This is a genomic window from Erwinia sp. E_sp_B01_1 (assembly GCF_036865545.1).
Classification (GTDB): domain Bacteria; phylum Pseudomonadota; class Gammaproteobacteria; order Enterobacterales; family Enterobacteriaceae; genus Erwinia.
Window position 1 is genome coordinate 1,704,372 of record NZ_CP142208.1, and the last position, 21,639, is coordinate 1,726,010.

Below are 21,639 nucleotides of genomic sequence, written 5' to 3' on the forward strand. Positions count from 1 at the left end.
CTGCTACCGATTTGGGGGCAGGAACGGTGTTTTCAAGTCACAGAACGCGGCAGGCAAACCCTTTCAGGTACAGTCCTTCCGGATAGCTGGCGATCACCGGGTGATCGGCTGCCTGCCGGAACTGCTCTATAAATTGTACATCACGCTGAGCATCCAGCGCGGCATCCGCGATGATTTTCTGGAATAAATCCGTTGGCATCAGCCCTGAACAGGAAAATGTCAGCAGCATGCCGTCTGGATTAAGCAGCTGCATAGCCAGCATATTGATGTCTTTATAACCCCGACAGGCACCAGCAAGCTGATTTTTGTTTTCCACAAATTTCGGTGGATCCATAACGATCAGATCGAATTTTTCACCACTGTCACGGTAGCGACGCAGTAATTTAAATACGTCATCACGCAGAAACTCCGCTTTAGAGAGATCCAACCCGTTCAGCTCAACGTTCTGGCGCGCAACATCCAGCGCACCCTGAGACGTATCCACGCTGATAACCTGCTGACAGTCGCCCATCAGCGCAGCAACCGCGAAACCGCCGGTATAAGAGAAGCAGTTCAGCACCCGACGGTCTTTTGCATAGCGGCGGGTCGCCAGACGGCTGTCGCGCTGATCCAGATAATAACCCGTTTTATGACCGGTCTGGATATCGACCAGCAGTTTCATACCCTGTTCGGTTATTGGCAGCAGTTCCGGAGGCGTGTCGCCCAGTACCACACCCTGGGTCAGTTCAAGACCCTCTTTTTTACGTACCGCAACATCGGAGCGATCGTAGATTGCGCATTCCGGATAGCAACTTTGCAGTGCAGAAATCAACGCGGCACGCTGATACTCTGCGCCTGCGGAAAGCAGTTGCAGCACCAGGAAGTTGCCGAAACGATCGATGGTCACGCCCGGCAGGCCATCAGATTCACCGGCAATCAGGCGATAGCTGTCGAGGTTATCGCGTTCGGCCAGCCAGTCACGCAGGGATTGCGCGGCCTGCAGACGACGGATGAAAAAGTCGATGTCGATCGACTCATCCTGTTGCCAGCTCCACACGCGGGCGCGAATTTGCGACTCGGGAGACCAGGCAGCACGGGCCAGCCAGTTACCCTGGCTGTCACAGACGTCAATAGTTTCACCCGATACGGCTTTTCCTTCCAGGCGGGCAACCGCACCAGAAAAGACCCACGGATGACGACGGAGTAAGGACTTTTCACGTCCTTTGGCAAGAATCAAACGAACAGTCATATTTGCTATGCTTACAGTCAGAAAAACAGGCGTTATTGTCCGGTGCAAGCCGGCAAAATGCAATCTGCGTAGTGAAAGGAGAAGAAATATGACAACTGTCTGCGTAAAAGCCTGGGTACACGGCAGCGTTCAGGGGGTAGGTTTTCGTTTCAGTACTCAGCATAAGGCTAAAGAGCTGGGGCTGACAGGGCATGCCAGAAACCTGGATGACGGCAGCGTCGAAGTGCTGGCCTGTGGAGAAGAGCAGGAAGTTCAGTCGCTGATCGCATGGCTGAAGCAGGGCGGGCCGGGAAGTGCCAGGGTGGATAAAGTGCTGGAAGAGCCTCATCATCCGCAGACCCTTCCCGGCGGTTTTACTACCGGTTAACCTTTACAGGCATTTTGCCGGTTTTGGCAGACCGGCAATTTTTGTTGCCTGCTTCGCGGGACCTTTAGGGAAAAGACGAAACAGATAGCGGCTGTTACCTTTCTCTTCGCCATACTTTTTAGCCATGGCTTTAACCAGCATACGTACGGCTGGTGAAGTGTTGAACTCAAGATAGAAAGCGCGGACGAAAAGCACCACTTCCCAGTGGGCTTCTGTCAGTTCAATGGCTTCTTCCTCTGCCAGTAAAGGTGCCAGCGCCTCACTCCAGTCCGCCGTGGACTTCAGATATCCCTGCGCGTCCCGCACGATCTCTTTACCTTCAAATAACACTGTGTAGCCTCTGTCAGTTCTGCCTGGCCGTGCAGTTTAGCAAAATGGCATCAGGGCTGGGTAGTCTGTAAATGAGCCACGGAGAGAGAACGCCGCTTTTATTCAACACAAAAAAACCCCGCAAAGCGGGGTTGTAAACAGATCGGGCGACGTTAGTTGCTGCGGGACATCCCCAGGATGCTCAGCAGACTGACGAAAATATTGTAAATCGACACGTACAGGCTGACGGTTGCCCGAATGTAGTTGGTTTCGCCGCCGTGAATGATGTTGCTGGTCTCCCACAGGATTGCGCCTGAAGAGAACAGAATAAACATCACGCTGATGGCCATGTGCAGGGCAGGAATGTTGAGGAACAGGTTTGCCACTACGGCAACCAGCAGCACAACAAAACCGGCCATCATCATGCCGCCCAGGAACGACATATCCTTACGGGTAGTCAGCACATAGGCTGAACAGCTAAAGAACACCAGCGCGGTGCCGCCAAGCGCCAGACCAATGACATCTCCCATTCCGGCAGAGAGCAATGAATTCAGCATTGGGCCAAGGCAATAGCCGAGGAAGCCGGTAAATGCGAAGGCTGCCAGAATGCCGGTCGGGCTGTCAGCCAGGCGGTAGGTCAAAAACATCAATCCGTAAAAGCCTGCCAGCATCAGGATAAATCCGGGGGCTGGCAGGGCAAAGACGGTGCTGAGGGTGGCGGTTACGGCAGAAAAGGCCAGCGTCAGCCCCAGCAGGAAATAGGTATTGCGCAACACCTTGTGGGTGGTAATCAGCGAGCTGCTGCGGGTAGTCGATACAATGCGATCCATAAAAATGCCTCCAGGGTCACCAAATTAACAGAGAGAATAGGCAGGGCGACGAAGCGGGGGAAGCCGTTTTACCCTTCTTTACGCGTTAAGCAGCTGTTTTTGCGTGCAGGGTGGCGAGATAAGCAGCAGTTAAACGTCATTTGCTGGTTTTTAAGACAACTGAACCAAAACGCACTTTACATCGCCGGGGGGGATGTTTATAGTTCGCCTCATTGCGGAGGGGTGGCCGAGTGGCTGAAGGCACCGGTCTTGAAAACCGGCGACGGGAAACCGTTCGAGAGTTCGAATCTCTCCTCCTCCGCCATCAAATTTAACGGGTCAGCGAAAGCTGGCCCGTTTTGCTATGGGCGGCAAAAACGCCCGATTGTGCATTTACCAGGCACTGAAAAATAAATTGTATAAAAGCGCATAAATTCAACAAAGTAGGAAAAGTTTTGCTTGGCAAAGCTTTTGGCATCCCCTATAATGCGCGCCATCAGTTGCTCAGGAGCAATCCTGAACGGTAGCTGATAAAAGTGCGGAGGGGTGGCCGAGTGGCTGAAGGCACCGGTCTTGAAAACCGGCGACGGGAAACCGTTCGAGAGTTCGAATCTCTCCTCCTCCGCCATCAAATTCAACGGGTTAGCTCAGGCTGGCCCGTTTTGCTTTCTGCCTTACTCCTGCTTTTCCTCTTCCGGTCATTCCTGCAGATCTTAGCTTTGCAAAAAACATCCTGTTTCTTTTCAATCTCCTGATGCGACTAAACCGCAAAGGCGTTACTCTGCTATATTCTCACTATCAGACCCTGCGCCTGGCCCATTTTCTCCGGAGCGCCGTCGCGAGTATTCTCTGCGTTGTTGTGAACTTTTCCAACCGCATCGCCATACTACGGCCGGGTGATATACCCTTGAATCAATGGAAAAACAGATGATTAAAAAGTTCAGTCTTTGCGCGTTAGCCGTCTGCTCGGCACTCACCGGGATGTCAGCTTATGCGGCCGACGACAACTACCAGCTTGAACAAGTGTTAATGATGAGTCGCCACAACCTCCGTGCACCCCTTGCGGATAACGGCAGCGTGCTGGCACAGTCCACTAAAAAAGCCTGGCCAAAGTGGGATGTGCCGGGTGGTCAGCTGACCACCAAAGGTGGCGTACTGGAAGTCTATATGGGCCGCTATACCCGTGAATGGCTGGCACAACAGGGAGTGATCAAAGAGGATCAATGCCCGACCTCTGATGAGGTCTATGCCTACGCCAACAGCCTGCAACGTACTGTTGCTACTGCACAGTTCTTCATTACCGGTGCCTTCCCGGGTTGCGATATTCCTGTTTCACACCAGGATGAGATGGGGTCTATGGACCCGGTGTTTAATCCGGTGATTACCGATGACAGTGAAGCTTTCAACAAGCAGGCGCTGACGGCCATGAACAGCACCGGTGAAAAACTGGCGCTTAAGCCGGCTTTCCAGCGTCTGGAAAAAATCATTGATTACAAAAATGCTGCGGCTTGTGATGGCAAAAAGAAATGCGATCTTTCCAGCGATAATCAGAATAAGTTCAGCGCAGAAAATGGCAAAGAACCCAATGTTTCCGGTCCGTTGAAAGTAGGAAACTCGCTGGTTGATGCGTTCACCCTGCAATATTACGAAGGTATGCCGCTGGATCAGGTTGCCTGGGGGCAGATCAAGACGCCTGAACAGTGGAAAGAGCTTTCTGCCATTAAAAATGGTTACCAGGATACTCTGTTCACCTCGCCTGAAGTTGCTCGTGACGTGGCAGCCCCGCTTGTTGACTACATCCGCAGTATGCTGGTGGATGAAGATAAAGCTACCGCTCCTAAAGTCACTCTGATGGTAGGGCATGACTCGAATATCGCTTCATTGCTTACGGCCCTGGATTTCAAAGCTTACACGCTGCCGGGACAGAATGAACGCACGCCAATCGGTGGGATGATTCAGTTCCAGCGCTGGCATGACAAGAAAAACGATCGTGAACTGGTGAAAGTTGAGTACGTTTATCAGTCCAGCGATCAATTGCGTAATGCCACGCCGCTCTCTCTGGATACGCCACCTCAGCGTGTCACTCTGCAGATGAATGGTTGCCAGACAGATGCTAACGGTTTTTGCCCCTGGGAGCAGTTTACACAGGTGCTGAATAAAGCGATTCAGGGCACGCCAATGGCGGCGAATGCGTCTCAACCTGCTGCGGCACCAGCACCAGCCCAGGCGGCTGCGCCAGCGAAAGCGGAAGCGCAACCTGCAGATAAAATAGCGGCTGACAAAGCGGCTGCCGATCAGGCTGCTGCGGATAAAGCGGCTCAGGCAAAAGCCTCTGCGGAAAAAGCGGCTGCGGATAAAGCCGCCGCGGACCAGGCAGCCAAAGAGAAAGCTGCAGCGGACAAAGCTGCTGCTGACCAGGCTGCGAAAGAGAAAGCAGAGGCTGATAAAACCAAAGCTGATGCCGGTAAGGCCAAAGCGGAACCTGCTAAAGCCGACGCGGATAAACCAAACGCTGAAAAAGCTCAAACCGAACAACCGGCTGAGCCACAGGCAGAAGCTGAAAAAGCCTCCTGATCCGGGATCTTTAAGCACAGCTAAGAGCAAAATAATCTGACAGACGCTCTTCAGTATCCTCAAAAACCGCTCCTTTTAAGGGGCGGTTTTTTTATGCCTTTACGTTAATCTTTTTGCCTGTTTCTGGTGCAGTCAACGGGGGATTTATCTTAATGGTCAAATAAAACAGAACTTATTAAATCTGTTTAAAAGTGGTGTGAGGAAAAATAAGAAGTAGTTAAATCCGGCTGATATTTACAGATCTGGCTGCTGGTGAAATGTATAACTAACTGATTTAATTATTTATTATCGAATATTAAAAAATGCTTTAATATCGGAATGAAACTTTAACTCTAGGTTATCAATGGGTTATGGAATCAAATATGTCAGTTTATTGACAGTTAAGTGTATGCGGGTGATTTAAAAAGTAATAAAACGTAAATATTTTCTACTTATATTTGGCCCTTCGAATTTATGGAGGTGCCATGCGTAACTGGAACGAACTTAAGAAACAAAAAGCGCACATCGAATTGATCCCGATGATCGATGTGATGATGTTTCTGCTGGTCTTCTTTGTGTTAATCAGTCTGAACGTTATCCCCTCTCAGGGGCTAAAAACACAGCTTCCCTCCGCTAATACTACCCAGGAATTGAAACCGCAGCAGAAAGCTATCCTGACGCTTGGGGAAGGAAATACGCTTCAGCTTGATGGTAAAGACCAGTCGCTGGCTTCTCTGGTAGACACGCTGCGTCAACAGCAGACAGGCGATGAAAAGACCACCATCATTGTTAACAGCGACAAGAGCGTTCCGGTTGAACGCCTGGTAGAAGTGATGGATACGCTGCGTCAGGGCGGCTTCTTTTCCATATCAATCGCCACCCGGAAGCGCTGATATGTTCCACCTCTATCGTATCCGCCACCTGCTCAGCTGGTTTCCTGCTCTGGCCTTATTAGTGACTCTCTGGCAGGTCAGTAAACAGGCACCACTGAAAATCCAGCCTCATTACGAAGAAACTACCATGGAGCTGGCGCTGGTCGAACCTGCGGCTGAACCCTCACCGTCCGTTGAACCACCTCCTGAACCTCAGACGCCGCCTGAACCTCAACCAGAGCCTGTGGCCGAACCTCCACCGCCGCCAGAGGCCCCCCCGTTCCGGCGGAAATTCCTCAGCCGCCCCCTCCGGTGCGCAAGCCTGAACCTCGTAAGCCTGAGCCTGCAAAGAGAGCACCCGAGAAAAAGACGCCCGCCGTGAAAAAAGCTGCGCCGGCAAAGCAGGTAGCACCAGCCCCTCAGGCGGTTAAAAAAGCTCCCGTTGAGCCCGTCACCCGGCCTGTGGCTAACAATGCAGGGCAGGAAAATAGCTACCAGAGTGGCCTTCGTGGGCTGCTGGAACAAACCAAACGCTACCCCACCGGTCGGCAGGCCGCGCTGGAGCGACCAAAAGGGGATGTTGAGGTCTGGCTGGAGGTGGATCGCAGTGGACGGGTTTTAGCTTCGGGAATCGGTAAGCGAGCGACCAATATGCTGCTGAACCGTGCTGCACTGACCTCATTAAAGTCACTGACACAGGTCAAGCCTTTCCCTGCGGAAGCCTATGCAGGACAAAACAGTAAAAGATTCAGCGCCACATTTAGCTATCGGGCGCCTTAAAAACCACACTATTGCCAAAGGATGACAAAGATGAAGCGTTTTTCGATTTCAGCGGTGGCGCTGGCCGTTTTAGCAGCGCTGAGCGCGCAGGCGGCTGATACCTCCTCTACCGATGTCGGCAGTATCAACGTTGAAGGGCAGTCGCTGGGCGGAGGTATGATGGTGCAGGAAGACAGCGCAAAAGCGCGGTCGACCGTCACCAAAGAGGCTATCGCTAAGCTGGGAGGAGCAACTAACTCCATCGATCGGCTGAAATATACCCCCGGTATTAACGTTAACAGCAACGACTCGGTTGGACTAAGTGGGTTTGACTACACCATGCGGGGGATGAATTCTGACCAGATTGGCCTCTCTATTGACGGTATTCCCATCAACGATTCCGGTAACTATGCGAGCTATCCAAACCTGCTGGGTGATATTGAAAACATTGATGGCATGTTTGTCACCCAGGGCTCTTCAGAAATGGACGGCCCGCATATCGGCTCCAGCGGTGGAAACATCGCCATGACTACCCGTCGCCCGTCAAAAGAGCCTGGCGCTTTTGTGAAACAAACTATGGGCAGCAACAATCTGAGCAAGACTTTCGCCCGGGTAGAAACCGGAGAGCATGATGGCTTCAGCGCCTGGATGTCTTATTCCCATACTGAAGCAGATAAGTGGAAAGGTCAGGGGGGGCAGCGGGCTGATAAGCTGGAATTCAATACCCTCTACGAAGATGAAGGTGGCAACAGCAGTAACCTGATTGTGAAGTTCAATCGTCAGGATCTGACCAACTATAACACTGCCAGTCGCGATCAGTTTAACAGCGATCCCCGTTCTGATTACCGCCACGGCATCACCTATAACAGTGATGGAAGCGTGGCAAATGATTATAAAATTGACCGTAACCCGTTTGAGAATATGACTATTTCTTTCACGCAGAAATTGCAGTTACGAGATGATTTATCCCTGACCATCCAGCCTTATTATTACTATGGTAATGGCGGAAGCTTTAACGGCCAGACCGCGAGCAGCCTCTCTTCATCCAGCGACAGGGCTGGAATGTATGATCTGAGCGACCTTGAGAGTAACACCTATTACCGCCCCTCGTGGACGCAGACCTGGCGCCCGGGTATCACCACTAAACTCCGCTGGGATATTAATGAAGAACACAGCCTGGATGTGGGCTACTGGTATGAGCGCGCTCGTCAGCGACAGACTCAGCCCTATATCAATATCAACAGCGACGGTAATCCGGCGGAGTTGTGGGGAGAGCCCGGTGGTTCAAATCAGGTGAAGGATGCTAACGGGAATGTGGTGCAGGGACGTAATCAAAACACCACGACCCCTGCACATCGCGTCTGGGTTCAGGATACCTGGTTCTTCTCGCCTGAATGGACATTCAGTGGAGGGCTGGCCTATGAATATGTCCAGCGCAGAGGTGAAAATCATGGAAGCCTGAGCGCCGCTCCCGCAAGAACTGATGCCACCTATCATGAGTTGTTGCCGAGCTTTAACGCCAGCTGGAAATTTGTTCCCGAACAGCAGTTGTTCTATAACCTGACGCGTAATATGCGTACCCCGATGAACTATGTGCTGTACAACACCGGCGATTCAATCAACACCAAACCCGAGCTGAGCTGGAACAACGAACTGGGATGGCGTTTCCAGAACGAAGAGATGCTGGTTAGCGCCACGCTGTTCTATCTCACCTTTGAAAACCGTCAGCTGTCCACCAAAGATGCAGATAACGATGACATCCTGATCAACGTGGGTGACGTGGTAAACAAAGGACTGGAGCTGGAGTGGGGCGGCAAGCTGCCGTACAACCTGAATTATCACACGGCTTACACTTATACCGACTCAGAGCAGCGGGATGATATCAGTGCCAAAGGGGGCACACTCTCCACCAGCGGTAAGGAGTTGGCCAATGTACCGAAAAATATGTTCAACGCCACGCTGGGCTATGACGATGGTCTGTTCTACGGCAATTTCACGGGTCGCTACACGGGCGCTTTCTATGGCGACCTGACCAACGATCAGAAGATTGGTGGCCGCACCGTATACGACCTCGGTGCAGGAATTTATCTGCCAATTGATAAAAAGATTGTTAAAAGTGCCACGCTCCGGTTTGGTATCAACAACCTGTTTGATAAAGAGTATCTGAGCTCGGCCCGCACCGTTGTCACCAACTCCGTGGCGCAGAACGGCCTCAGTGCCGATACGCCTTACTACAACATTGGTGAGGAGCGGACATTCTACGCCTCGCTGGAAACAACCTTCTGACAGGTAAAACGGGATAATAATGGACGCTACATTGATGCACGATATTATATTTTGGGTGATGTATGCCGCACTGGTGATTGCGGTAGTCATCATCATTGAACGCACCCTTTATTACAGCTGGACGCATCGCCACACGCGTCAGCTTCAGGAGGCTCTGGGTGAGACTATCACTCAGCTTTCTCACCTGCCGGAAAAAATCCGTTCGCGCCCTTCAGTGGCTTTACGCATGATTTCACCCGTCATGGAGCAGGCAGGGGTTCGCGATCGTGAGGGACTGAGCGATTTGACCGAACAGCAATATCTCAGCTGCAAGCCAGCATTAAACCGGGGGATCTGGCTGTTGGAAACCATTGTTACCGCCGCACCGCTGTTGGGGTTGTTGGGAACGGTGATGGGAATCATCGATACCTTTAAAGCGCTTGCCGCTTCCGGCATTTCCGATCCCGGTCAGGTTTCCGCCGGGATGGGGACGGCGCTGAATGCTACAGCATTAGGCATAGCTATTGCGCTGTTGTGCCTGCTGGGAAACAATTTCCTGCAAAGCCGCATGGAGGCCATTCAGGAGCAGTTCAAAATTCTGTTGATCCGCGCCACGCTGGGTGGGCATCCGTCAGTTGCCAGCAGTACTTCCCGGCTGACAGGGGTTGAGAAAAATCATTATGCCTGACTGTAATGCATACACTTTGCGCCCAAAGTCAGCCCGATGGCAGACCGGGGCCGCTTTATTGCTGGCCTCCCTGGCCAGTGCGGCTCAGGCCGGATCCCCTGGCTGGGAGCTGGTCTACAATGCCCCGGTTGAGACTTCGCTGGCAGTGAACGACCTTCGTCCGGCTGAAGAGGTCTGGCAATCCCTGTTCGACCATGCCGGGCAGAAAATCGATCTGGCCGCATTCTATATTTCCGGTAAGCCGGGGTCTCGTCTGAACAGGACTCTGGAGCATCTGCGTGCTGCGGGTGAGCGGGGAGTAAAGATCCGCGTGTTGATGGAAGAGAAGGGGGCTGGGATGTCAACACCAGAAACCATTGCCATGTTGAAAGCCATTCCAAATCTGACATTCAGTCAGATCCCTTTTGGTCGCCTGACCGGGGGCATTCAGCATGCCAAATATCTTGTGGTAGACAGCAAGGATGCCTGGGTTGGCAGTCAGAACCTCGACTGGCGCGCACTGGAGCATATTCATGAGACGGGGCTGCTGATCCACGATGAAAAAGTCGTGCAACAAGTGCAAAGCCTGTTCGATCACGACTGGCAGTTACAGGCCAGGCTGGCTGCGGACCAGAAAGTGATACCTGATAATATTCAGCCTCTCCCCTTTGTTGATGCGCCCGGGATTCAGCTGGTAGCCAGTCCAAAAGCCTGGAATCCGGCCGGTATTACGGACTCTGAACAGGCACTCACCACACTCCTGAATTCTTCCAGAAAACAGGTCAACATCATGGTGATGGATTATACGCCGCTGGCTTATGGTCATGGGCCGGTACGCCAGTATTATCCACTTATTGATAATGCCGTGCGCGCAGCAGCAGCGCACGGGGCAACAATCAATCTGATGGTGGCAGACTGGAACCTTCATCAGCCCGCGCTCAGTTATCTGAAGAGCCTGGCAATGTTGCCCCGGATCAATATCCGCTATGTCCATATTCCGGAGGCAAGTAGCGGCCCTGTTCCGTATGCCAGGGTACTACATAGCAAGGTGATGACGCTGGACGGGTCACACAGTTGGGTGGGGACCAGTAACTGGAGTGGAGGATATCTGGATAACTCCCGCAATCTGGAAATTGTAGTGAAGGATACGGCACTGACCCTGCGCCTGGATCGGCTGTTCAATCAGCTCTGGCAGAGTGACTATGCTCATCAACTGGGCCCGGACACGCAGCCAGTTTCTGAGGCACCGGGAGCCTGACATAAAAAAAGCGGAGCACTTTGCTCCGCTTTAGATCCGGTGATCAGCTACTCGCCGGTGACGACCACCAGTTTCTGGTTTACAAACTCTTTGATACCCAGGTCGGACAGCTCACGCCCGTAGCCTGAACGCTTCACGCCGCCGAAGGGCAGCTCTGCCGAGGTATCGCTGGCGGAGTTGATATACACCATGCCAGTCTCAATCCGCGAGGCCAGTTTTTTAGCGCGTGGAATGTCGCGGGTAAATACTGCGCCGCCAAGACCGTAGTGAGAATCGTTGGCAAGCTTCACCACTTCATCATCATCTTTAACCACATAAACCTGAGCTACCGGGCCGAAGAACTCTTCGAAATAAGCCGGGTTATCGCGAGTAATTCCAGTCAGGATAGTGGGCTGGTAGAAGCAGCCAGGCCCCTCAACAGGTTTACCACCAAGATGAAGCTTCGCGCCTTTTGACACCGCCTGCTCAACTTGTTTTACCAACGTATCCCGGGCAGAGGAGGAGGAGAGCGGGCCTAAGGTGGTGCTCTCATCCAGCGGATTGCCGATCTTGATTTCACGGAAAGCCTGAGTGAATTTTTCCAGGAAGGCATCAGCCACTTTTTCGTGCACGATAAAGCGTTTGGCGGCAGTACAGACCTGACCACAGTTGCTGAGACGGGCACCTGCACCAGCCTTCACCGCTTTATCCAGGTCGCAGTCATCCAGCACCACAAACACATCATTACCACCCAGTTCAAGCGTGGTTTTTTTCAGATACTTGCCAGCCTGCTGAGCGACGGCACTTCCGGCACGTTCAGAACCCGTCAGGGCTGCACCCTGAACGCGGTCATCGGCAATCAGCGTGGCAATCTGCTCGTTACTGACAAATAAATTGGTCCAGGCGCCTTTTGGTGCGCCGGCTTCTGTCACCAGCTCTTCAAAGAGCGTGGCGCAGTGAGGCACGTTAGCAGCATGTTTCGCCAGTACCGGGTTCCCGGCTGCGAGGTTGGGGGCCAGCACGCGCATCAGTTGATAGAAGGGGAAGTTCCACGGCTCAACGGCGACCAGGACCCCAATCGGGTGGTTCTCAACCCAGGCCTCACCTAACTCACTGGGATAACGGGTAGGCGCGAGGAAACGCTCGGCGTTTTCAGCATAATAGCGGGCGATTTGCGCACAAAGTTTCACTTCACCGCGACTCTGGTTGATCAGTTTTCCCATCTCAATGCTGGCGGCTTTAGCCAGTTCATCAACCCGACCATCAATCAGGTCGGCCAGTTTTTTCAGTACCTGAAGTCGTGGCTGAATAGCGCCTTTCGACCAGTCGGAATGATAGAGGTCATCTGCGATTTTCAGTGACTGTTCAATCTGCTCATCATTATGATCCGGCCAGGTTTTAACAAGCTCGTTACTTGCGGGATTGATTGTCTTATAAGACATAGTGGACTCCTTTTCGGTAATCGGCCTGTCTGTCAGGCAAAATTTATCTGGGCATAAGCCTGGTAGAAAAAAGGTGGTTTCACAACGTGATTAACCGGGGGTTTCAGACGTTTCTGAGGGTTTAAAACAGCAAAAAGGGCGGAAAATCCGCCCTGAATGTAGATTTCAACTGCTAAACGTTTTTACGCTCAACCACTTTATTATCCCAGGTGAGCACATCTTTGTCGGTTTTTCCGAAGGCAAGTTGCAGAACTTCGTCGCTGCCTTGCTGCTCCCAAATCCCTTCGGCAAGTTTTTCATCGTAGTCAGCCACTTCAAAAATAGCTTCAGCGATTTCCGGCGAGGTGCTCCGCAAGCTTGCCCATTCACCTACACGATGTGCTTTCGATTGTTGAGTTGCCATGTTGTTCTCCTGTTAAGCGTTATCCGTTAAGTTTTACGGCCAGACCCGCGACATATTCACCCTGATAGCGGGCAATAGTCAGCTCTTCTTCACTGGGTTGTCGCGAACCGTCACCGCCTGCAATGGTCGTGGCACCGTAAGGTGTACCGCCACGTACCTGCGAAATATCAAAAAGTTCTTTGGTGCCGTAACCGATGGGAACAATCACCATGCCGTGGTGGGCAAGGGTAGTCCAGGTGGATGAGATGGTGTGCTCCTGACCGCCTCCGGTACCCGTTGAGGCGAAGACGCTGGCCAGCTTGCCATACAGGGCACCAGACGCCCAAAGTCCCCCGGTCCGGTCAAGGAAAGTCCGCATCTGACCGGCCATATTGCCAAAGCGGGTCGGCGTACCGAACAGGATGGCGTCATACTGTGGGAGTTCATCGGGTGTGGCCTCAGCGGCCTGCTGGGATTTACCGCCCACCTGGGCGAAACGTTCTGCATCCATGGTCTCGGGAACGCGTTTGATCGTGACTTCCGCGCCGCTAACGCGACCCGCACCTTCAGCAATCGCGTTGGCCATGGTTTCGATATGACCATACATGGAGTAGTAGAGCACTAATATTTTTGCCATCTGTTCCCTCATTGACTGCGTAAAAAAATCGGTTGGGATCGTGCAACGGCTTTGCAGCCACCAAATCAGTATAGAAGAGCCTTGCAGGACGTGCAGAGCGTCACGGTGCTTTTGCCTAAGAAGTAAGCAACTGGCCAGCGGGAAATGAAAAAATATTAGCGTTAATTATGAGACTCTTCAGGGGTTTCGGGCCAGATGCAACCTGAGAAACCGGCGGGTAAAGCAGAAATTTCTCTCACTTCAGGCTTGATAATCTATGCTTAGTAACGCGGTAAAGGGAGTGCTTTTCCTGATTTACCGTTGCGGCAGACCTTAAAGCTGCCCTATGAATACAGTATGAGAGCTTAACTATTCGGAGGTATGAAATGGCCGAACATCGTGGTGGATCTGGAAATTTCGCTGAAGATCGTAAGAGAGCTTCAGAAGCAGGACGCAAAGGCGGTAAAGCCAGCGGAGGGAATTTTAAGAATGACCCTCAACGCGCCTCACTGGCTGGCGAGAAAGGAGGGCGAAACAGTCGTGGCAGTCGGAGTAAATCTGGCCAGAATGACTGATTCTCCCTTACCCCGCCGGGTTAAACCGGCGGGACCGTCAGACTGTTGACCCCGACAAATCCTCCCTGCAAACTAGCGCCAAATCCTTCGTTGAGCCTGCTATGTCTGCCTTACTCTCCCGCTATAAGCTAGCTTTTACCCGCCAGGAATCGGTGCTGGTATTGATCACTATGGTCTGGGGCGGCACTTTTCTCGCCGTCCATCATGCTATGACCGTCAGTGGCCCTTTCTTTTTTGTAGGCGTTCGCTTTGCTACTGCTGCACTGATGCTGGCCGCTATCTCCTGGCGAACCCTGCGCGGCCTGACCAGCACTGAAGTGAAAGCAGGCGCACTGATTGGCATTGCTATTGGCTGTGGTTATGGCTTACAGACCTATGGGATGCAGACCATCAGCAGCAGCAAATCAGCCTTTATTACCGCCATGTATGTACCACTGGTGCCGCTACTTCAGTGGCTGTTTCTGAGGCGTCCGCCGGGACTGATGTCGTGGGCAGGCGTGGCGCTGGCCTTTGCTGGCCTGATATTGCTGGCCGGGCCGGAGGGGAATTCGCTGGCCTTTGGAGCGGGTGAGATTGCCACACTGGCCAGCACGCTGGCCATTGCGGCAGAAATTATTCTGATCGGTGCCAGTACGGGCAAGGTAGATGTAAAAAGAGTGACCATTGTGCAACTGGCTTTTGCTTCGTTGCTGGCTTTTCTGCTGATGATCCCCAACGCTGAGAAGGTGCCGGAGTACTCCCCATATTTACTCTTCAGCGCTCTGGGATTAGGGGTAGCCAGTGCGGTAATCCAGGTGACCATGAACTGGGCACAACGAAGCGTTTCTCCCACGCGTGCAACGGTAATTTATGCCGGTGAACCTGTATGGGCAGGTATTGTGGGCCGGATTGCCGGCGAAAGGTTGCCCGCTGCCGCGCTGGTGGGTGGGGCGATGATCCTGGCGGGCGTTCTGGTCAGTGAGCTGAAGCTCAGTCGGAAAAAAAGGCGAAGGATGATCCTTCGCCTGTGAACACAAAGAGTCTCTAGCTTTCCTGATGTGCCACGTCGCTATTTTTCAGCGCAGCGGCACGGCGTCGGGTAAGAATGGCGTTGAGAATAATAGCGCCAAAGGTCGCGGTGCCAATTCCGCCCAGGGTAAAGCTGCCGATTTTTAACGCAAAATCGCCTGCACCAAGTACCAGCGTGACTGCCACCATAATCAGGTTGTTGTTCTGCCCGAGATCGACATTGTTCTGCACCCAGATCCGCGCGCCAGCCACCGCTATCAGTCCAAAGACGACAATAGAAGCGCCGCCAATCACCGGGCCGGGGATGGTATGGATCAACGCGCCAAATTTAGGGGAAAATCCCAGCAGAATGGCAATCACTGCCGCAGCGACAAACACCAGCGTGGAGTAGACTTTGGTCACGGCCATCACACCAATGTTTTCGGCATAGGTTGTCACACCGCTGCCGCCGATACCGCCCGAAAGCATCGTCGCCAGGCCGTCTCCAACAAAAGCCCGTCCCATATAGGGGTCGAGATTTTTGCCAGTCATCCCCGCTACGGCCTTGATATGGCCCAGATTCTCAGCCACCAGAATGACCGCTACTGGCGCAATCATAAACAGGGCATGGCTGTCGAAAACAGGGAAGGTGGTGGCGGGCAAACCGAACCAGGGGACGCTGCTCATCAGGCTGAAATCGACCGGTTTTCCCAGCCCCAGGCCGTTGGTTAACAGGGCATAAATGGCACAGGCAACAATCAATCCCACCAGAATCAGCAGTCGCTGCACCATGCCCCGCGTAAAGACCGCTACCACGCCAATACAGAGCACGGTCATCACGGCCATCCAGCTGTCAAACGTTGAGGCAGAGACGCTACGTACCGCAATGGGTGCCAGGTTCAGCCCGATAGCCATAACCACAGCACCGGTCACTACCGGAGGCATCAGCTTCTCTATCCACCGGGTTCCCACCTTCATGACCACAAAGCCGATGAGTGTATAAATCAGTCCACAGCCAATGATCCCGCCCAGCGCCATGCTGAGATTTGGGTTGATGCCCTGGCCGTTAAAACCGGTCACCGCAATGACTACGCCGACAAAGGCCGCGCTGGATCCCAGATAACTTGGCACACGGCCGCCGGTGATCAGGAAAAACAGCAGGGTGCCAATGCCAGACATCAGGATCGACAGATTGGGATCTAAACCCATCAGAAGGGGCATCAGCACAGTGGCCCCGAACATCGCCACCGCGTGCTGAAGGCCCATAATCACCGTTTGCCCAAGAGGTAACGTTTCATCAGGTGCCACGATACCCTGCGCCATTGCGGACTTCTTATGCCATTGAGGAAACCAGGAACTCGCCATCGTCTTCTCCAGAGAAGTGAATAAAGCAGTAGCCGCGGGATGCGGCGGGATCAGGCTTCCTGCCGGTGCAGATGATGATAGCCACGATCGAAATAGATCAGGCCGTGGGTGTTTTCGTTACAAACCAGTGCCTGGGCTTCGCACACCAGCACATCGTGCGTGCCTACACTCATTACCTGCGTGACCCTGCAGTCGAAGGAGGCCACCGCACCGGCCAGAATCGGGGAGCCGGTCACCAGCTTTGACCATTCTGCAGCAATAAAACGCTCTGCCATGGGGGTCTTGCCGCCAAACAAAGCCGACAGGGATTCGTGGCCGGCTGCCAGCGTGTTCACGCACAGTTGCTGATTGGTTTTGAACACCTCGTACACTGACGCAGAGCGATTAAGACAGACCAGCAGCGTTGGCGGGGAATCGGTAACGCTGCAAACCGCCGAAGCGGTAAACCCGGCTCGTCCAGCCGGACCATCGGTGGTGATGATATTGACGGCAGCGCCAAGGCGCGCCATCGCGTTACGAAACTCCTGTTTTTCAACGCCCGGCTTCAGCGCGGGCGAAAGGGTTGCCAGAGACATTGTTTGCTCCTTACGCCAGGATAGCGGCATCGGTAAATGAAAGGCGGGGCAGGCGTGCATAAACCTTGCTGGCATCGCCGTAGCCAATGTTAATCAGCAAATTGCTTTTCCAGCCGTTGTCAGCAAAGAATGCGGCATCAACCGCAGCGCGATCAAAGCCCGACATCGGTCCGGTATCCAGCCCGATAGCGCGGCAGGCCGCAATCAGATAAGCCGCCTGCAGGGAGCTGTTACGAAATGCCGTCTCTTCCGCCAGAGCCGGGCTGCTGGTAAACCAGGCTCTGGCATCGGCATGGGGAAAGAGCTGCGGCAATTGATCAAAGAAAGCGGGATCCCAGGCCACGATGGCGGTCACCGGAGCGGTCATGGTCTTTTCAAGATTGCCGCTGGATAAGGTGGGCTTCAGTCTGGCTTTCCCCTCTTCACTGCGGACAAAGCAAAATCGGGCCGGGCTACAGTTGGCTGAAGTAGGCCCCATTTTTACCAGGTCATACAGCGCCTGAATCTGTTGATCGGTCACTGGCCGGTTCTGCCAGCCGTTGTGGGTGCGTGCTGCGGTGAATAATGTCTCTAACGCCAGGGAATTCAGGGCTTCTGCCATAACGGCTCCGGTTCAGCTGGGGAGGAGGCTGGCGTAATTTCGTCCAGCCAGTTCAGTAACAAAGGGTTAAAGGTCTTACTGTCGGTAACGCTCATCGCGTGTCCACCCCAGGCCATCTTTTTCAGGGTGGCATGAGGCAGCGCCTCACAGAGCGTTTGTGAACAGGTCCAGGGCACCAGCAGATCGTCCTGCGAACACACCAGCAGAACGGGTTGGGTCACTGAACTGGCCTGTTCGGTGAAATCGCAGGCCATCAGCGCTTTCAGGCGTCGGAGTAAATTGTCGCGGCCTTGAAAATGTGCGGTATGCAGGGCATCTTCAGCTTCAATACGTGCCTGATTGTCAGCAAGCCAGTCAGCAGGATAGAGAAACAGGGGCTGCGCCCGGACATAAGATTCCACGCCAACATGCAACAACAGCTCCTGGCGCACGGTGAAACAGCGCCGGGTATGAGCATTGAGCCGCAGCCAGCCATTGACAATAACCAGTCCGTCTACCCGTTGCGGGTAGTCGATCGCCAACTGCATCGCCACCATGCCCCCTAACGCATGACCGATCACGATATAGCGTTCAATCTCCCTTGAGGCGAGTTCATCAGCCAGTTCGGCAGCCATATCCTTCATGCTGTACCCTTCCGGCAGGGCGTCCGGACTCCGTCCCGTCCCGCGCTGGTCATAGACCACCACGCGGTATTTCAGACGAAGTTCATTTAACTGCGGCAGCCAGAAATTGCCCAGCCCGCCTAAACCAGCCGACAGCACCAGCGTGGCTGCCTGGGGATGGGTCAAACCTGACACTTCAATATGCATAGCGTCCTCCGCTATTTGCCGATGTGGGCGACGCTGGCGATTTCCACCAGCGCGTCAGGTTTTACCAGACCGCACTGAATGCAGAAACGAGCCGGTTTTTCACCAGGGAAATATTCGGCGTAGACGGCGTTAATCGCCGCATAGTTGCTCCAGTCAGTGAGAAAAATGGAGTTGAACGTCACGTCGTCCATCGTGCCACCGGCGGTTTCAATCACGCTCTTGATGGTTTCCAGAACGTGGCGGGTCTGCGCGGCAGCATCCCCTACGTGCACCACGTTATTCTCTTTATCGAACGGCAGCGTGCCTGAAACGTAAACCACGCCATCGGCCAGGGTACCCGGTACAAAAGGCGCAATCGGAACCGAAGTTCCTGGTGGGGTGATAATGGTTTTTGGCATTGCATTTTCTCCGGTGGATCAGCCAGAATCAGGCCGTCTGGGTCTGTGGTGCGGACGCTGTCTGTAGCGCAGAGCAGAACGTCGTGACATCAGAGACCCAGCCGAAGAAGGTCTCAATATTGAAAATGGCCGCCTGCTGAGCGAAAAGGGGGCCAGCCTGATATGTGGCGTCCTCCAGCACGATGCCGAAATATTCCAGGAAGAAGCCATCACGCAGGGTGGATTCAACACAGACGTTGGTGGCGATGCCGGTAAATACCAGATGGCGGATGCCCCGGCTGCGTAACATGCTGTCCAGCGGGGTATTGAAAAAGCCGCTGTATCGGGGTTTTGGCAGCACAATATCGCCAGGCTGAGGCTGTAACTGATCCACGAGATCATAATCCCAGCCGCCTTTCGCCAGCAGCTTGCCTTCCAGTTCCGGGTTTTTCCGCATGGTCTTCAGCGCGTTGGATTTATGCCAGTTTGGCGAGCCAGGGCCCCCGGCTTCCACGTACTCTTGATCCCAGCCGTTCTGGAACCAGATAATCTGAATGCCTGCTTCGCGCGCGGCTTTCACCGCTATGTTGATTTTTTCAATCACCGGCAGCGTCGTCGAGACATCAAAGCCTGCAAGATCCAGATACCCACCGGGAGTGGCATAAGCATTCTGCATATCCACCACGATCAGCGCCGTTTGCTCCGGAGGAAAAGCGATCGCTTCCGGACGTGCAGGTAAAGTAAGTCTGTTTTTGCTGGAAGCAGTGGTACAGATTACGGTCTCTTTGCTGCTCATTACGCAACCTCCTTCGCGGCTTCAATGGATTCGATACGGCACTGCATCAGGGGCTGGATGCGTTCGCCAAAGTTTTCGATGCCCTGCAAAAAGTCATCAAAAGTCAGCAGCACGCCCTGGGTGCCCTCTACGGTAGCCACCTCATCCAGCATACGGGCTACGTTGGCATAAGAGCCGACAAGCGTGCCCATATTGATATTCACCGCAGAGGTGGGATCGGCCATCTGACGAACATTGGTATCGCTGCCGGAGCGCTTATCCTGCTGACTTTGGGTGGTGAGCCACGAGAGAGCCTCTTCATCGGCGCCTTCTTTATAGTGCTCCCACTTTGCACGGGCAGCTTCGTCGGTCTCATCCGCAATGATCATAAACAGCACATAGGATCCGACATCGCGGCCCGCTTCATCGGCAGCCGCTTTCATACGGATCGCCGTTGGTGCGAAGGCGGTTGGGGTATTGACGCCCTTACCGAAACAGAAGTTGTAGTCCGCGTGTTTTGCCGAGAAGGCCATACCGGCATCGCTTTGCCCGGCGCAAATCACTTTCATTGGCTTTTGCGGCTGTGGGCTGAGGCGGCAGTCGTTCATGGTGAAGAACTCACCTTTGAGGTCAGATTTTCCCGTGCCCCACAGATCGCGCAGCACTGAGACATACTCGGTCAGATAGTCATAGCGACGGGAGAAATACTCATCGCCGGGCCAGATGCCCATCTGATCGTATTCGGGCTTCTGCCAGCCTGTTACCAGGTTAACGCCGAAACGACCACCGGAGATGGAATCTACCGTAGAGGCCATGCGCGCCACGATAGCGGGTGGCAACGTCAGGGTAGCCGCAGTGGCATAAATTTCGATACGGGAGGTGACGGCAGCCAGGCCAGCCATCAGCGTGAAGGACTCCAGATTGTGATCCCAGAATTCAGTTTTACCGCCAAAACCGCGCAGCTTAATCATCGACAGCGCAAAATCGAAATGATAATGCTCGGCCTTCAGCACGATAGCTTTATTGAGTTCAAAAGAGGGCATGTACTGAGGAGCATTGGTCGAGATCAACCAGCCATTATTGCCAATTGGGATAAACACACCGATTTTCATTGGGATACCTCCGGGTCTGCGTTAGGGTCGATTCCCGCGCTGCCGTGCTTCCTGCACTCTCCCTGATGCGGCGCTCGGCAGGGAAGTTGCAAAGGCTGTGCCAGTTTATAAATAGCTATATTTTTCAGTTTGTTGGCTGATTGGTGTTAAAATCATGTGGAGCAAATGGTCTGAAATGGACCATTTGGTAAAAAATATGTGCACAGAAATCAGGCGGCGCTGTTCAATTTGAGTGCATTAGGCCTGCGGTGTGAGATTTGTTATCATCCTGGCAACCCACATGGATCATGAGGTCTCAGTGAATTCTACAGATAAGTTACCGGCGAAGGCGCCCACGCGTCGCTCACGTGCGGTTGCTGCGAAACGAACGGCGATCCTCAATGCGGCGCTGGCATTGTTTTCGCAATTCGGCGTGCATGGCACCAGCCTGGATAAAGTTGCGGAAGCGGCCGATGTCTCCAAAACCAATCTCCTCTATTATTTTCCCTCCAAAGAAGCGCTCTATATTGCCGTGCTGAAAGATATTCTGGATGTGTGGCTGGCACCGCTGCGCGCGTTAAGAGAAGATCAGCAGCCTCTCGAGGCAATCCGCGATTACATCAGGCTCAAGCTGGAGGTATCGCGCGATCATCCGCAGGCTTCCCGACTGTTTTGCATGGAAATGCTGCAGGGGGCACCTTTGCTTAAAGGTGAGCTGGAAGGCGATTTAAAAGGGCTGGTGGATGAGAAGTCAGCCGTGATTGAGGGCTGGATAACCCAGGGCAAACTGGCTGCTGTGGAGCCTCATCATCTGATTTTTATGCTCTGGGCGACCACGCAGCACTACGCAGACTTCTCCACCCAGGTGGAAGCCGTAACCGGTCAGACGCTGAGCGACCAGGGATTTTTCAACCAGACGTTAGAGAACGTGCAGCGAATGGTGATTGAAGGGATCCGGGTTCGTTAAAAAACGGGCCA

23 protein-coding genes and 2 tRNA genes are annotated in these 21,639 nt (G+C 53.5%); 12 read left to right on the forward strand and 13 right to left on the reverse strand.

Annotated elements, in window-relative coordinates; all coding sequences use genetic code 11:
• Positions 1-37: 37 nt before the first annotated feature.
• The gene (gene rlmI, locus VRC33_RS08220; protein WP_338562698.1) at positions 38-1,228 is read right to left on the reverse strand and encodes a 23S rRNA (cytosine(1962)-C(5))-methyltransferase RlmI; all 1,191 of its coding nucleotides are present in this window, start codon (positions 1,226-1,228) and stop codon (positions 38-40) included.
• 88 nt (positions 1,229-1,316) lie between these two features.
• Here rlmI and yccX point away from each other — a divergent pair, with 88 nt between their 5' ends.
• Positions 1,317-1,595 (forward strand): acylphosphatase, encoded by a 279-nt coding sequence (gene yccX, locus VRC33_RS08225; RefSeq protein ID WP_338562700.1) that lies wholly within the window; start codon positions 1,317-1,319, stop codon positions 1,593-1,595.
• A gap of 3 nt (positions 1,596-1,598) precedes the next feature.
• On the opposite strand, the gene tusE is transcribed toward yccX, so the two are convergent.
• Together tusE and yccA are read right to left on the reverse strand one after the other, a co-directional pair.
• On the reverse strand, positions 1,599-1,925 hold the full coding sequence (gene tusE, locus VRC33_RS08230; protein WP_338562702.1) for a sulfurtransferase TusE: 327 nt from the start codon (positions 1,923-1,925) through the stop codon (positions 1,599-1,601).
• Between the two features lie 152 nt (positions 1,926-2,077).
• Positions 2,078-2,734 (reverse strand): FtsH protease modulator YccA, encoded by a 657-nt coding sequence (yccA, locus tag VRC33_RS08235; protein WP_338562704.1) that lies wholly within the window; start codon positions 2,732-2,734, stop codon positions 2,078-2,080.
• Positions 2,735-2,950: 216 nt separating this feature from the next.
• On the opposite strand from yccA, the gene VRC33_RS08240 reads away from it, so the two are divergent.
• From VRC33_RS08240 to VRC33_RS08275, 8 genes are all read left to right on the forward strand, one after another.
• A tRNA-Ser gene (locus VRC33_RS08240) sits at positions 2,951-3,038 on the forward strand.
• Positions 3,039-3,253: 215 nt separating this feature from the next.
• Positions 3,254-3,341 (forward strand) — tRNA-Ser (locus tag VRC33_RS08245).
• A 299-nt stretch (positions 3,342-3,640) separates the two neighbouring features.
• A complete protein-coding gene (agp, locus tag VRC33_RS08250; protein WP_338562708.1) occupies positions 3,641-5,287 on the forward strand; it encodes a bifunctional glucose-1-phosphatase/inositol phosphatase in 1,647 nt (548 codons plus the stop codon).
• Positions 5,288-5,751: 464 nt separating this feature from the next.
• Entirely contained in the window at positions 5,752-6,159 is a 408-nt protein-coding gene (locus VRC33_RS08255) for a biopolymer transporter ExbD (RefSeq protein ID WP_338562710.1), read from the forward strand.
• Between the two features lie 357 nt (positions 6,160-6,516).
• Complete coding sequence (locus VRC33_RS08260; RefSeq protein ID WP_338562712.1) at positions 6,517-6,918, forward strand: hypothetical protein; 402 nt, start codon at positions 6,517-6,519, stop codon at positions 6,916-6,918.
• Between the two features lie 30 nt (positions 6,919-6,948).
• Positions 6,949-9,183, forward strand: a complete 2,235-nt coding sequence (locus tag VRC33_RS08265; protein WP_338576966.1) for a TonB-dependent receptor — start codon at positions 6,949-6,951, stop codon at positions 9,181-9,183.
• 19 nt (positions 9,184-9,202) lie between these two features.
• Positions 9,203-9,850: a MotA/TolQ/ExbB proton channel family protein gene (locus VRC33_RS08270; RefSeq protein WP_338562714.1), complete on the forward strand. Its 648-nt coding sequence runs from the start codon at positions 9,203-9,205 to the stop codon at positions 9,848-9,850.
• Entirely contained in the window at positions 9,843-11,087 is a 1,245-nt protein-coding gene (locus tag VRC33_RS08275) for a phospholipase D-like domain-containing protein (RefSeq protein ID WP_338562716.1), read from the forward strand. Before VRC33_RS08270 ends, VRC33_RS08275 begins: the two co-directional genes overlap by 8 nt.
• 47 nt (positions 11,088-11,134) lie before the next feature.
• Here the strand turns inward: VRC33_RS08275 and VRC33_RS08280 are convergent, their stop codons facing one another.
• The 3 genes from VRC33_RS08280 to wrbA all read right to left on the reverse strand — a co-directional run bounded on the left by VRC33_RS08280 (position 11,135) and on the right by wrbA (position 13,527).
• Positions 11,135-12,508, reverse strand: coding sequence for an NAD-dependent succinate-semialdehyde dehydrogenase (locus VRC33_RS08280; RefSeq protein WP_338562718.1), 1,374 nt, complete (start codon positions 12,506-12,508; stop codon positions 11,135-11,137).
• Between the two features lie 172 nt (positions 12,509-12,680).
• The gene (locus tag VRC33_RS08285) at positions 12,681-12,911 is read right to left on the reverse strand and encodes a YccJ family protein (protein ID WP_338562720.1); all 231 of its coding nucleotides are present in this window, start codon (positions 12,909-12,911) and stop codon (positions 12,681-12,683) included.
• A gap of 19 nt (positions 12,912-12,930) precedes the next feature.
• Entirely contained in the window at positions 12,931-13,527 is a 597-nt protein-coding gene (wrbA, locus tag VRC33_RS08290) for an NAD(P)H:quinone oxidoreductase (protein WP_338562722.1), read from the reverse strand.
• A gap of 365 nt (positions 13,528-13,892) precedes the next feature.
• Here wrbA and VRC33_RS08295 point away from each other — a divergent pair, with 365 nt between their 5' ends.
• Both VRC33_RS08295 and VRC33_RS08300 read left to right on the forward strand, forming a co-directional pair.
• Positions 13,893-14,081, forward strand: coding sequence for a general stress protein (locus VRC33_RS08295; protein ID WP_338562724.1), 189 nt, complete (start codon positions 13,893-13,895; stop codon positions 14,079-14,081).
• Positions 14,082-14,182: 101 nt separating this feature from the next.
• Positions 14,183-15,091, forward strand: a complete 909-nt coding sequence (locus VRC33_RS08300) for a DMT family transporter (RefSeq protein WP_338562727.1) — start codon at positions 14,183-14,185, stop codon at positions 15,089-15,091.
• A gap of 13 nt (positions 15,092-15,104) precedes the next feature.
• On the opposite strand, the gene rutG is transcribed toward VRC33_RS08300, so the two are convergent.
• The 7 genes from rutG to rutA are packed head-to-tail and all read right to left on the reverse strand — an operon-like array spanning position 15,105 to position 20,682.
• A complete protein-coding gene (rutG, locus tag VRC33_RS08305) occupies positions 15,105-16,433 on the reverse strand; it encodes a pyrimidine utilization transport protein G (protein ID WP_338562729.1) in 1,329 nt (442 codons plus the stop codon).
• 50 nt (positions 16,434-16,483) lie between these two features.
• Entirely contained in the window at positions 16,484-17,008 is a 525-nt protein-coding gene (gene rutF, locus VRC33_RS08310; RefSeq protein ID WP_338562731.1) for an NADH-dependent FMN reductase RutF, read from the reverse strand.
• Between the two features lie 10 nt (positions 17,009-17,018).
• The gene (locus VRC33_RS08315; protein WP_338562733.1) at positions 17,019-17,609 is read right to left on the reverse strand and encodes a malonic semialdehyde reductase; all 591 of its coding nucleotides are present in this window, start codon (positions 17,607-17,609) and stop codon (positions 17,019-17,021) included.
• A complete protein-coding gene (gene rutD, locus VRC33_RS08320; RefSeq protein WP_338562735.1) occupies positions 17,594-18,418 on the reverse strand; it encodes a pyrimidine utilization protein D in 825 nt (274 codons plus the stop codon). Before rutD ends, VRC33_RS08315 begins: the two co-directional genes overlap by 16 nt.
• Positions 18,419-18,429: 11 nt before the next feature.
• Complete coding sequence (gene rutC, locus VRC33_RS08325; RefSeq protein WP_338562738.1) at positions 18,430-18,816, reverse strand: pyrimidine utilization protein C; 387 nt, start codon at positions 18,814-18,816, stop codon at positions 18,430-18,432.
• Between the two features lie 28 nt (positions 18,817-18,844).
• Complete coding sequence (gene rutB / locus VRC33_RS08330) at positions 18,845-19,591, reverse strand: pyrimidine utilization protein B (RefSeq protein WP_338562741.1); 747 nt, start codon at positions 19,589-19,591, stop codon at positions 18,845-18,847.
• The gene (gene rutA / locus VRC33_RS08335; RefSeq protein WP_338562743.1) at positions 19,591-20,682 is read right to left on the reverse strand and encodes a pyrimidine utilization protein A; all 1,092 of its coding nucleotides are present in this window, start codon (positions 20,680-20,682) and stop codon (positions 19,591-19,593) included. The genes rutB and rutA overlap by 1 nt, the downstream gene beginning before the upstream one ends.
• 280 nt (positions 20,683-20,962) lie before the next feature.
• On the opposite strand from rutA, the gene rutR reads away from it, so the two are divergent.
• Positions 20,963-21,628 carry an HTH-type transcriptional regulator RutR gene (rutR, locus tag VRC33_RS08340; protein WP_338562745.1) on the forward strand — a complete coding sequence of 222 codons (666 nt, stop codon included), beginning with the start codon at positions 20,963-20,965 and terminating at the stop codon, positions 21,626-21,628.
• Positions 21,629-21,639 lie beyond the last annotated feature (11 nt).